11 protein-coding genes and 1 tRNA gene are annotated in these 11,643 nt (G+C 35.6%); 4 read left to right on the top strand and 8 right to left on the bottom strand.

Annotation, left to right across the window (positions count from 1 at the left end; all coding sequences use genetic code 11):
• The first annotated feature begins 385 nt into the window (after positions 1-385).
• Positions 386-1,429 carry a tyrosine-type recombinase/integrase gene (locus tag ME3_RS05175; protein WP_007477724.1) on the top strand — a complete coding sequence of 348 codons (1,044 nt, stop codon included), beginning with the start codon at positions 386-388 and terminating at the stop codon, positions 1,427-1,429.
• 661 nt (positions 1,430-2,090) lie between these two features.
• Here the strand turns inward: ME3_RS05175 and ME3_RS05165 are convergent.
• The 5 genes from ME3_RS05165 to folE form a co-directional block, all read right to left on the bottom strand.
• The gene (locus tag ME3_RS05165; protein WP_007477721.1) at positions 2,091-3,290 is read right to left on the bottom strand and encodes a multidrug effflux MFS transporter; all 1,200 of its coding nucleotides are present in this window, start codon (positions 3,288-3,290) and stop codon (positions 2,091-2,093) included.
• A gap of 304 nt (positions 3,291-3,594) precedes the next feature.
• Complete coding sequence (locus ME3_RS05160) at positions 3,595-4,083, bottom strand: hypothetical protein (protein ID WP_007477719.1); 489 nt, start codon at positions 4,081-4,083, stop codon at positions 3,595-3,597.
• 142 nt (positions 4,084-4,225) lie between these two features.
• On the bottom strand, positions 4,226-5,404 hold the full coding sequence (locus ME3_RS05155) for an alpha/beta hydrolase (RefSeq protein WP_039952623.1): 1,179 nt from the start codon (positions 5,402-5,404) through the stop codon (positions 4,226-4,228).
• 193 nt (positions 5,405-5,597) lie between these two features.
• Positions 5,598-5,682: transfer RNA gene (locus ME3_RS05150), tRNA-Leu, on the bottom strand.
• A gap of 147 nt (positions 5,683-5,829) precedes the next feature.
• On the bottom strand, positions 5,830-6,450 hold the full coding sequence (gene folE / locus ME3_RS05145) for a GTP cyclohydrolase I FolE (RefSeq protein ID WP_007477715.1): 621 nt from the start codon (positions 6,448-6,450) through the stop codon (positions 5,830-5,832).
• Between the two features lie 124 nt (positions 6,451-6,574).
• Here folE and ME3_RS05140 point away from each other — a divergent pair, with 124 nt between their 5' ends.
• The 3 genes from ME3_RS05140 to thrS all read left to right on the top strand — a co-directional run bounded on the left by ME3_RS05140 (position 6,575) and on the right by thrS (position 9,449).
• Positions 6,575-7,012 carry an iron-sulfur cluster assembly scaffold protein gene (locus tag ME3_RS05140; RefSeq protein ID WP_007477713.1) on the top strand — a complete coding sequence of 146 codons (438 nt, stop codon included), beginning with the start codon at positions 6,575-6,577 and terminating at the stop codon, positions 7,010-7,012.
• Entirely contained in the window at positions 7,005-7,349 is a 345-nt protein-coding gene (gene yidD, locus ME3_RS05135) for a membrane protein insertion efficiency factor YidD (protein WP_007477712.1), read from the top strand. Before ME3_RS05140 ends, yidD begins: the two co-directional genes overlap by 8 nt.
• A 120-nt stretch (positions 7,350-7,469) precedes the next feature.
• A complete protein-coding gene (gene thrS, locus ME3_RS05130; protein ID WP_007477710.1) occupies positions 7,470-9,449 on the top strand; it encodes a threonine--tRNA ligase in 1,980 nt (659 codons plus the stop codon).
• 37 nt (positions 9,450-9,486) lie between these two features.
• On the opposite strand, the gene ME3_RS05125 is transcribed toward thrS, so the two are convergent.
• The 3 genes from ME3_RS05125 to ME3_RS05115 form a co-directional block, all read right to left on the bottom strand.
• Positions 9,487-10,005 (bottom strand): MerR family transcriptional regulator, encoded by a 519-nt coding sequence (locus tag ME3_RS05125; RefSeq protein ID WP_007477709.1) that lies wholly within the window; start codon positions 10,003-10,005, stop codon positions 9,487-9,489.
• 200 nt (positions 10,006-10,205) lie between these two features.
• Complete coding sequence (locus ME3_RS05120; protein ID WP_039952620.1) at positions 10,206-10,517, bottom strand: integration host factor subunit alpha; 312 nt, start codon at positions 10,515-10,517, stop codon at positions 10,206-10,208.
• A 75-nt stretch (positions 10,518-10,592) separates the two neighbouring features.
• Positions 10,593-11,567 (bottom strand): beta-ketoacyl-ACP synthase III, encoded by a 975-nt coding sequence (locus tag ME3_RS05115; protein WP_007477705.1) that lies wholly within the window; start codon positions 11,565-11,567, stop codon positions 10,593-10,595.
• Between the last annotated feature and the right edge of the window lie 76 nt (positions 11,568-11,643).

The following is an 11,643-nucleotide window of genomic DNA, read 5'->3' as shown; positions in this document are numbered from 1 at the left end:
GGATAGTGTACAAAAAAACTTAATGGAATCAATAAGTACAAATTCCCTTACCTTTGCAATAACTTATTGATTTTATTGCATTATAAGGCTATCTCATTGCCCACCATATATTTTCATCTTCTTACATTACTATTTTTAAGTTTAAAGACAAAATAATAAAGTCAAAGTTTAAAGTTTTTCAGTTCTCTTCTTGTTATAATTATAGTGATTCTTTTCCCCTGGCTTTTTGGAAAAGCACAGCAAAAGATAAAAATAAAAAGCTCTACCATATGATGGAGCTTTTAAAGTAGCTGATATCGCCGTACCAAATACAGCTACTCATCCAGACAGATTAGATCTCTTAAAGGGTGATTATGATTTTGATATTGGTATGTAAGGTCATGCTATGCCTAAACAACGGCCTCCTCACCTTGTTAAGGAAATTACACGCTATGGTAAAACCATATGGTATGTGCGTATCGGTCATGGTCAAAGGCGTAGAGTGCGTGGAACCTATGGTACGCAAGAATTTGTCGACGACTATAAAAATGCTCTTTCTGAGTTACAAGGATACAAGCTTCCTAAATCTAGGCCCGGTAAACTGGTTGAAGGTAGTTTCATATGGCTCCTAAAACAATATTTTAATAGCGTCACCTGGCATAACCTAGCTCACTCTACGAAAAGACAAAAAGAACTCATTCTAACGAAAGTATCAGATGCCATAGGAGATATTCCATACAAAGCAATTAAAAAGTCACATATTATAGCTGGTGTTGAACGACGCAAAGAAACACCCGCAAATGCTCGGAATTTTCTCAAAGCAGTTAATGGGCTTTTTAAATGGGCAATTGAACAAGGGCTTTTGGAAGATAATCCTGCTTTAGGGGTTAAAAGACCGTCTCTCAAAAACAAGGATGGATTCCCTGCTTGGACGGAAGAAGATATCAATAAATACTATCAACAATGGCCTCTTGGGACTCATGAACGTGTGTGGATTGATGTTCTTCTCTACACAGGCTTACGAAGGGGGGATGTTGTACGCATTGGTTGGAAAGACGTTAAAGATAATGTCATTCATTTAAAAACGGAAAAAAGCAAATTTCAGACAGATGTGTTTCTTCCCATTTTACCCGAATTAGCAAAAACTCTTGAAACGGGTCCCGTCGGAAATGAGACATTTATTTGTGGGAGAGGAGGCAAAAAACTAATCAAAGAAACCTTTGGTAACTTATTTAAAAATGCTTGTAATGAAGCTGGTGTAAAAAAATCAGCACATGGATTGAGAAAATTAGCTGCAACAAGAGCTGCCAATGCAGGGGCTACTGTTGCACAACTTAAAGCGATTTTTGGGTGGACTGATGATCAAATGGCATCTCTTTACACAAAGACTGCTGATAGAAAGCGACTTGCCATACAAGCAATTAAAAAGCTCCAAAAAAGTGCGGGATAGTGTACAAAAAAACTTAATGGAATCAATAAGTACAAATTCCCTTACCTTTGCAATAACTTATTGATTTTATTGCATTATAAGGCTATCTCTGGGGGCACCATTTCATTTCTTGCACTAATTGCGTTACAGTATCTAGCGGAAACTTTCATTAGAATTAACTAAATAAAAAATGCCAACTCCACAATTAACCGCCTCCATTACTGTGCGACACAAATAGCTTACATCAATCTGATTTATTCTCATAATATTACCCCTAATATACACCCAAAGGCTAGTGTAACACCACAAAGTGCAAATATAGATTCAACAGCAATTGTTATCCAAAAACAACCGCAAGAGTTCTGCCATAAAAACCTGAGTGCACGAACATCTGTTTTAGCGATGTTGTACAGTTGTGCAATAATAATAAGCTTAGCATCAAATATAACATCGCGTAAAACTAGGCGTAATCATTAAAACATAGACCCATGTTATCCATAGATTTTAACGAACCTTTACGACAACCGATCTCAATATATTTAACCAAAATTTCTGTCAGATTCTTAATATGCTCCATTATATATTCCAGTGGAAAAGAAAATTGATTCCGATATCCCCCATCACGTAAAGTAACATCAAGGTGCTTTAACATAAATCTTCCCATTGTATTCTGTAATTTGGTTTACGATTTTATTTCCAAGGTCATAAAATAATTCGCTCTTCGAATATAAATGATAAAACCTACTAGGCAATATGTAGCCAATAAAATTGCTACAATCCATGGAATATGTCCAGATATTTTTCCGATAATTGCGGCACTTAATGCAGCACTACCTAACTGCAAAGCTCCCATAACGCCAGATGCTGCTCCAGCAGCGTGTGAATGAGATGAAATGGCCAATGCAGTTCCCAACGGCAATAAAAAACCATTACCAAAGGTAATAATAGAAATAGTTATTAAACTTGTCACAAGTGGCCATGGGCTTACAAATATTTGTAAAGCAAACAACATTCCCCCTATGACAAAAATAATATATCCACGCTGTATAGTTTGTTCCATAGCCTCTCTCTTGAGAAACCTCCTCGCCACTAAATTACCCAAGATATAAGTAAAAGAAACACCAATGTAGCTGTAACCAATGTAGACGGATGATAAACCTAAAGTTGTCAGTAAAAAAGGCGATTCTACGATATAAGCAAAATAGGTTGCATAAGCAAAGCACGGAATAAGTGCATAAAAAAGAAACTGCTTATTTTTTAAAACCCCGAAATTGTTCTTAATGAGTCCTACAGTAGTAAAAGATTGACGTTTTATAGGCGGCAAAGTTTCTGTCAGTACAAAGCAACATAACACAATAGTTAAGAGTATAAAAAGACTTAAAAAGATAAAAGTCGCCTGCCAATGAAAAGTCTGTAATAATACTCCCCCAACAAATGGTGCGAAAGCTGGTGATGCTCCTACAAAAGGAAAAATAACTAGATAAAGTTTCCCCGCTTCTTTTTTATCCAACAAATCATTGATAATAGCACGACTTAAAACAATCCCCGCACAAGCTCCAAGACCCTGCAAAAAACGCAATACAAGTAAAATCTGAAAAGTATCTGTATAAATTATACCAAGTGTTGTAAACAGCCATAAAAACAAACCAAATAAAAGTGTCTTTTTACGCCCAAAATTATCACTAAGAGGTCCATAGATTAGTTGTCCAGAAGCTAATGCCAATAAAAAAATCGCTATTGTACTCTGGATTTGAGATTCAGTAACCTGGTAATGATAACGCATATCTCCAAGTGCAGGCAAAAAGATATCCGTAGAAATCAAACCGCCTACTGATAAACATATAATAAGTATAATAAACAGCAATGTAGGTTTATAATTCATCAAAAAATATGCTTTACAAGTTAAATTATTCGATAAAAGATGTAATTTTTATTATGTTTATAATATTCATCTAATACAATGAATTCAATTATAATTGAATTATTATATAATAATTTAAATTAAAATCATACCACAAAACTAATACTATAAGTAATTATCTACCACAAATTAAAGCTATGGTAAATAAAAAGAACAGTTTAATTAATAATTATTACTTTCTATTTTGGACAAGAAAATTTGAAACTTGATTACAAAGCAGAAATCCCAACTTAGAAAGTACTTTAGTTCTAATTTTATACAATTTTTATTCCCTAAAGAGATGCGGATTTTCAAAAGAGAACTTTTTTCGTGCTTTTTGTAATCCCTTAATGACTTCATCAATCTTTGACGTAGAACAAGAAGATTCTTGGTCATTTAGTAGGCGTTGTTTCTCTCCACCTTCACAGAAAAACTGCATCTGAGATTGAAGCGTCCTAATTTCCTGAAATAAAAAACGACTCGTCTCTTTAAAACTATTATTCAATGAAAACAGTTGATCAGAAACTGATATTAAAACTTGTTTTAAAAAACGCTCATGTTCTTGACGCTTGCGATACTCCAAAATAAGAGCGTAGCTCATCTGATCTAGCTGCTTTTTAGTGATATTAATTTGACGCAATAAATCTGGACTTCTTCCCTTGCTGTCCTTTTTTACCTTCAAAAGCATAGCATAAACATCTAGTAGCTTAACTGCAGAATAGGATAAATAATCAACTAATGTAGATGTGCTAACATAGTGCTTTTCTGTAACCATCACAAATCCACCTAATGACTGGTTTTACAAAATTATCCCACTATTCACTTTTTACACTACAAGATTATTCTAAAAAAAGTGCTAAAATATTACCCTTAATTCATCGATATCCGACTATTATGCCTTTATTTAAGCTTTACATCTAATAATCAGTTAAAGGAGACAAAAGATATATAGGCGCAGAAAGAATAAAGTCTGTTGTTTTTTTCAAAATGTGACCACTATCAGCAAAAATCTCTTGACCAGGTGATAATTCCGTACCCTGCATAATCGCTGAAGCCAAAGAACCTTCTCGAGAAAGAGCCATTAATGTTGGTGAAGATGCAAATACACTATGCGCCCCACCATCAACATCAGAAAAATCTAAAACTGCTATTTTATTCTTGCGCAATATTTCAATGCTTGAACCATCCCCTACACGAGCATGCCCACCCGTAAGACGCCTTGACAAAGCGAGAGCCTTATCCTTACGAGATACTAAAACAGCTGTTGGGTGAGGTAATTTTTTAATATCATGAAGTTGACGTTCAAATACATCAAGATCAATATCTGGCGCAGCCATTAAGAAACTTGTAATACGATAAATTGGCTTATATTTTTTCTGCAAGGCTAAAGTTCTAAATGCTTCCATGATAACGAAATTGCCCATAGAATGCGCAACAACCGAAATCTGATCAGCTGCAGTTTCACCGATAACTGTTAAGAGCTCTATTAGTCCGTCACGCGCAAAATTGGCACTATCACGATCATAAATATAAAAAGGCATGGATCCAGCAGAAGGCCACGAATAATGTACAGCAACTGCATCTAAAGAATAATCATAAGAAAATTGAGCTGTGCGGAATATGCCATCTGCAAAATTGTTATTATAACCATGAATAAAAAGGAAAATTTCTTTTTTTCCTTTTGTTTTTTTGGCTAATGCAAGATTTAATTCCTGCTTAAAACGTTCTTTATTATCATATTGCTGCAAAGCCACTGCTGTAAAATATTTATCGAGGCTAGGTTTATATGCGTTTTTTTCAACAATACCTTTCACATGCTGTTGAGGAATTCCTACATCAACGCGATTATAGCGTACTTTATTTGACCGCCCTGCCCCATAAGGCTGAGAATAACTATTTTGTGTCATGCGACTTGTTGCAACATACACTGGAACGATAGCTTTCGGAGAAATCAATCCGCCTTCCACTTCTCGTTGCGCAGCGATCATAGATGGCGTTGCATTTATCCCGTGCCAAAGCACAGCGCGCTGGTTGCTGCATGCTATGAACAAAGTGGTGCAAATAAAAAATATTATGTATTTTAAAAATATTTGCATTACAACGCCACCCAATCTTATTAAGAAGAGAGCTCATACTTTAAATTTATAGTAAAAAAATGACTTTTAACGAACTGAAATAGATCACTAATAGAAATGTATTATAATAAAAATAGATAAAGAAGGAATTTTTGTGTTCATCCACACTTCAATAATAGAAAATGCAAATGATAATAATAGAGAATATAAATAATGGTGCGGTCGAGAAGACTCGAACTTCCACGGGTTGCCCCACAGCGACCTCAACGCTGCGCGTCTACCAATTCCGCCACGACCGCACATGGTAGAGGCCAAATACATTACACTTTTTGGGGATTTAACAAATCATAAAGCGCGACACAAGCTTATTTTCGTGTTTTTATAACTTATTTTATCTTAACTACTACAGTATACTTTAGATACAAGTCGCCAAACTCTGCATTTTATCATAACTGGAGAAGTACCATCATCAAATTGGCTCGCGCAACTTGATCTTTTTTATAAAAACCATGAAAACTTGTTGTAATTGTTGTAGTTCCGTGCTTTCGTATCCCTCTCATAGCCATACACATATGTTCAGCTTCAATTACCACTGCAACACCGCGCGGTCTTAAATATGTTTCCAAAGCATTAGCTATTTGAGCTGTCATGGCTTCTTGCGTTTGCAAACGGCGAGAAAAAATATCTATGACACGTGCAACTTTTGAAAGACCAACAATTTTTGTATCGGGAAGGTAGGCGATATGAGCTTTACCAACAATTGGAAGAACATGATGCTCGCAATGTGAATAAAAACTAATATCCTTCATAATTATCGGCTCATTATAACCTGAAACCTCTTCAAAAACTGTTCCTAAAATTTCCTTAACTGATTTATCATAACCAGAAAAAAGTTCACTATACACTTTAGCGACACGTTTGGGAGTATTTAAAAGCCCTTCTCGATCTGGATTTTCTCCTACCCATAATAACAATGTACGAACCGCTGCTTCCACTTCTTCAAAACTAGGACGCTTTTTCTCAGATAGAGAGAGATTTTTAGCGATTCCTTTCGTAGGACTATGCATTTAAAAAACTCCAGCTTATTATGTATAAATAATTTAATATACATTATTTATTTTATAATAATCTTTACGCAAGTGAATTAAAAGCTTGAATAGTGAAAACTCTTAAAATTCTAAGCAGCAGCTCATGATGAATAACATTTATAGCAATAAAATTCTTGAATATGCTGCTCATATAAGTAGAATTGGGCGTCTTAATAATCCTGATGCAACGTCAAAAAAACATGCACGTCTTTGCGGATCAACAGTTCTTGTGGATTTAAAAGTAGACAATGATATTGTTGTAGATTTTGCTCATGAAGTATATGCATGTGCACTTGGACAGGCTTCATCTTCTATTTTAGCGCATCATATCATTGGTAAAAAAATGCAAAATCTTAAAGCATTACGTGAAACTATCCTTTATATGTTAACAGAAAATGGCCCTCCTCCTCCAGCTCCATTTGAAGCATTTTCCTGTTTGCAACCCATTAAGAATTATAAAGAACGCCATGCCTCAACAATGCTTACCTTTGATGCAGTGGTAGACTGTATTGAACAAATTGAAGAAAAAATAAATGGTTAAATTACAGCCCAAACAAAAAAAAATACAAACTCGCAATTATACAGGTCCTTGGCGAAAAACACCTGGACGATTACTTGGTACTACGTTGATACGTCTTTATCAAATAACACTTTCTAGTTTGATTGGAAATCAATGTCGCCATATTCCAACTTGTTCAGAATATACCTATGAAGCAATTGCACGCTATGGTTTGTGGGCTGGTGCATGGATGGGTTTTTTTCGTATTATACGTTGTGGCCCATTTGGAACACATGGCTTTGACCCAGTACCAACTTCTCTTGATTATTCTTATAAACCTTGGCACTATTGGAAAATTTCTGCTAAACATGATAAATAATTGCTTTTCTTTTTTAATGCATATTGGTAGAAAATTAATCTACTAACTCTATCTGACTATTGTTAAGTTTTCACGAGACCATCCGCAATCGTTGGCGGAATTGGACCAAAGGGGTGTTTTATGTCTGACTTTATTTCTCTTTCTTTTCCTGATGGTTCCAAACGTGATTACCACTCTGAAATGACAGGTTTAGAATTGGCCGAGTCTATTTCTAAATCACTTGCAAAAAAAGCTGTCGCCTATAGCCTTAACGGAATCATTCGAGGCCTTTCAGACCCATTGGAACAATCTGGCCAGGTGGAAATTATCACTCGTGATGATCCACGTGCACTTGAATTGATACGCCATGATTGCGCTCATGTCTTAGCTGAAGCAGTGCAAGAACTATTTCCTGAAACACAAGTTACAATCGGCCCCGTTATTGAAAATGGTTTTTATTATGATTTCGCGCGTAAACAACCTTTTACATTAGATGACCTCACCATTATTGAAAAAAAAATGCGCGAAATTATCCAACGAAACAAACCTTTCAAAAAAGAAATTTGGTCTCGTGAAAAAGCTAAGAAAATTTTTTCTGAAAAAAATGAACTGTATAAGGTTGAGATTATTGATGCTATCCCTGAAAATCAAGACGTAAAAGTTTATTATCAAGGAGATTGGTTTGATCTTTGTCGTGGTCCACATATGCAATCTACTGGTCAAATTGGCAATGCATTCAAACTGATGAAAGTCGCGGGTGCTTATTGGCGTGGAGATGCCAATAATCCTATGTTAACGAGAATTTATGGTACAGCATTTGCTAACGAAAATGACTTAAAAGCCTATCTCTATGCGCTAGAAGAAGCAGAAAAACGCGATCATCGTCGCTTAGGACGTGAAATGGATTTATTTCATTTCCAAGAAGAAAGCCCAGGAATGATTTTCTGGCATCCAAAAGGTTGGAAAATGTTCCAAAATTTAATTAGCTATATGCGCCGCCGCCTTGATGATCATAAATATGACGAAGTTAACGCACCACAAGTTCTTGATAAATCACTTTGGGAAATATCTGGTCATTGGGGATGGTACAAGGAAAATATGTTTCAAACAACCCCAGCTACTGATGATTGGGATGATCAATGTCTTTACGCTCTTAAACCCATGAATTGTCCTGGTCATGTGCAAATTTTTAAACATGGTTTAAAGTCTTACCGAGATTTGCCTATTAGACTTGCTGAATTTGGTATTGTCCATCGTTATGAACCTTCAGGTTCTCTACACGGTCTTATGCGCGTTCGTAGTTTTACACAAGATGATGCACATATTTTTTGCACAGATGAACAATTAGCTGATGAATGTCTTAATATTAATGATTTAATTTTATCAACTTATGCAGATTTTGGTTTTGAAGAAATTAGTCTTAAATTTTCAACGCGTCCAGAAAAACGTGTTGGTTCTGACGAATTATGGGATCATTGTGAAAACATAATGTCATCTGTTCTTAAAACTATTGAGGAAAAATCAGAAGGACGTATCAAAACAAGTATTCTTCCAGGTGAAGGTGCATTTTATGGACCAAAATTTGAATATACATTGAAAGATGCTATTGGTCGCGAATGGCAATGTGGAACAACACAAGTAGACTTCAATCTACCTGAGCGTTTTGGAGCATTCTATATTGATAAGGATTCACAAAAACGTCAGCCTGTTATGATTCATAGAGCTATTTTGGGATCAATGGAGCGTTTTCTTGGCATATTAATTGAAAATTTTTCTGGACATATGCCGCTTTGGCTTGCCCCTCAACAGGTTGTTGTTGCACCAATTACATCTAAAACAAATGAATATGCAGAAAAAATAACGAGAAAACTTAAAACTATTGGTCTTTCAACTACAGCAGATCTTCGTAATGAAAAAATTAATTACAAAATACGTGAACATTCTTTACAAAAAGTCCCTGTAATCCTTGTATGCGGTGAACGTGAATCTGAAACAAATAGTGTGAGTATGCGCCGTTTAGGAAGCACGGATCAGACTGTTTTATCTATAGAAGAAGTGATGAAACAACTCTCAAATGAAGCACCCCCCCCAGATTTACGCCGTTTAATAAACATTCAATAATGAAAGTAATTGTGCTAAATCTAGAATTGTTGACTACTTATCGTGCTCTATCAAGCATGCGTTTACATTCAATCAATTCGAATAGTGTTTCCTGTAATAATACTTTATCAGTCTTGTCTTGATGGCTTTTAACGGCACCAACAGATTCTTCTTCACCCTTCATAAACCCCAAAAGTCCAAAGGCTGCCTTTTTTGACTTAGTTTTAGTAGATTCATTAACTTTGGTAGATTCAGATGTTTGTTTTGCACATTCTTTTTCTATTATAACATTCATGTCATCTAGATCGTTATTACCAAGGGCAATAACAAAAGAAGTGCCATTTTCTTTTAAAAGGCGTTGCACACCCTTTATAGTGTAACCTTTGCCATAAAGTAATTGCTTAATACCATTGAGCAAATCGACATCAACAGGACGATAATAACGCCTTCCACCACCACGCTTTAGTGGCTTAATCTGAACAAAACGTGTTTCCCAAAATCTTAACACGTGCTGTGGCAGCCCCAGTAATTCTGCTACTTCGCTAATTGTTCGAAAAGCATCAGGGCTCTTGTCCATTTTGCGATACCTTATTTAAATATTGTACTAATGATTTTATAATAACTGAATCAGTTCAAATTTCTTGCTAAGATTGATCAAAAATAGAAATTATCCTCAATTATATTTTAATACAAACCTGTTATTCAAATAGAAAAAATTACCCATTAAATTTCTTTATCAAAACCCAGACATTTAAAATATTGCTTATTTGTACGAATTTATTTCTGTCTTGCACGATGCGCATCTAAAATTCTTTTTTTAAGTACATTCGCAGCTTTAAATGTCACCACGCGCCGTGGTGGAATAGGTGCTTCAATACCTGTTTTTGGATTGCGTCCAATTCGTTCATTTTTATTGCGGACTTGAAAAGTCGCAAAAGAAGACAATTTAACCACTTCATCCTTTACAAGTGAATTGCAAATTTCATCTAAAATCAACTCAACCAAAGCTGATGATTCGGTATATGACAAGCCTACTTTCCTACAAACCGCACTCGCCAAATCTGCACGTGTTACTGTCTTACCTGTCATCATAACCACCTATTAAAATTTAAAGTTATAAAGCGATTTATACGTTTTATTCAAATATGGTCAAGCCGCTATAATCTACCAACGAATAAGAATCGCCCCCCAGGTAAATCCACCCCCCATAGCTTCTAACATAATGAGATCTCCTTTTTTAATTCTCCCATCTTGAACAGCAGTTGTTAAAGCTAATGGTACTGATGCTGCAGAAGTATTACCATGTTGATCAACAGTCATCACAACTTTATCTAACGTGATCCCTAGCTTTTTAGCCGATGCTTCGATAATACGCCTATTAGCCTGATGAGGTACAAACCAATCTAACTGAGAAGAATTCATATTAACAGCTGCAAAACAATCATCAATCACATCGGTTATCATACCAACTGCATGTTTAAAAACCTCTCGTCCTTTCATACGTAAATGACCTGTTGTTTGTGTAGTTGAAGGACCACCATCAACATATAATTTATCTACATATGCACCATTAGAGCGCAATTTTGCAGACAATATACCACTATCAACAATAACACTACCTTCAACTTCTTGCGCTTCCAAAATAGCTGCACCCGCACCATCACCAAATAAAACACATGTCGTACGATCTTGCCAATCTAAAATCCGAGAAAATGTCTCAGACCCAATGACTAAGATTCTTTTTACTGCTCCGCAACGTAAATATACATCTCCTGTTGTCAATGCAAAAATAAAACCAGAACAAACAGCTTGAATATCAAAAGCAAAACCACGCTTCATTCCCAAAGCATGTTGAATTTCAACAGCGGAAGCAGGAAAAGTATGGTTAGGTGTTGAAGTAGCTAAAATAATACAATCAATATCTTCTATTGTCATGCCTGAATTTTCAAGTGCAGCTTGTGCAGCTGCTACCCCTAAAGAAACAGTCGTCTCATTTGTATCAGCAATGTAACGTTGGCGAATTCCCGTACGTTGAACAATCCACGAATCAGATGTTTTAACAAACTTGGTAATCTCATCATTCGATAAACTTTTTTTTGGTAAAGCACTTCCCACACCACATATAATTGATCGAATCATACAGTCCTCACCCTCTCTTGGAATATTTTATCTCTACTACGAATACCGATCATATTGTTTGCGTATTAATTGACAG

The sequence above is a fragment of the Bartonella melophagi K-2C genome (assembly GCF_000278255.1).
Taxonomy (GTDB): domain Bacteria; phylum Pseudomonadota; class Alphaproteobacteria; order Rhizobiales; family Rhizobiaceae; genus Bartonella; species Bartonella melophagi.
Note: the sequence above shows the minus strand (reverse complement) of the source record. Positions and strands in the feature narration are given on the sequence as shown.

Excerpts from the sequence above, each read along its gene's own strand:
- yidD (WP_007477712.1), top strand. The coding sequence starts at position 7,005 with ATGGTTAAATTACAGCCCAAACAAAAAAAAATACAAACTCGCAATTAT.
- ME3_RS05125 (WP_007477709.1), bottom strand. The coding sequence starts at position 10,005 with ATGGACAAGAGCCCTGATGCTTTTCGAACAATTAGCGAAGTAGCAGAA.
- ME3_RS05120 (WP_039952620.1), bottom strand. The coding sequence starts at position 10,517 with ATGACAGGTAAGACAGTAACACGTGCAGATTTGGCGAGTGCGGTTTGT.
- ME3_RS05140 (WP_007477713.1), top strand. The coding sequence starts at position 6,575 with ATGATGAATAACATTTATAGCAATAAAATTCTTGAATATGCTGCTCAT.
- ME3_RS05155 (WP_039952623.1), bottom strand. The coding sequence starts at position 5,404 with ATGCAAATATTTTTAAAATACATAATATTTTTTATTTGCACCACTTTG.
- ME3_RS05160 (WP_007477719.1), bottom strand. The coding sequence starts at position 4,083 with ATGGTTACAGAAAAGCACTATGTTAGCACATCTACATTAGTTGATTAT.
- folE (WP_007477715.1), bottom strand. The coding sequence starts at position 6,450 with ATGCATAGTCCTACGAAAGGAATCGCTAAAAATCTCTCTCTATCTGAG.
- ME3_RS05175 (WP_007477724.1), top strand. The coding sequence starts at position 386 with ATGCCTAAACAACGGCCTCCTCACCTTGTTAAGGAAATTACACGCTAT.
- thrS (WP_007477710.1), top strand. The coding sequence starts at position 7,470 with ATGTCTGACTTTATTTCTCTTTCTTTTCCTGATGGTTCCAAACGTGAT.
- ME3_RS05115 (WP_007477705.1), bottom strand. The coding sequence starts at position 11,567 with ATGATTCGATCAATTATATGTGGTGTGGGAAGTGCTTTACCAAAAAAA.
- ME3_RS05165 (WP_007477721.1), bottom strand. The coding sequence starts at position 3,290 with ATGAATTATAAACCTACATTGCTGTTTATTATACTTATTATATGTTTA.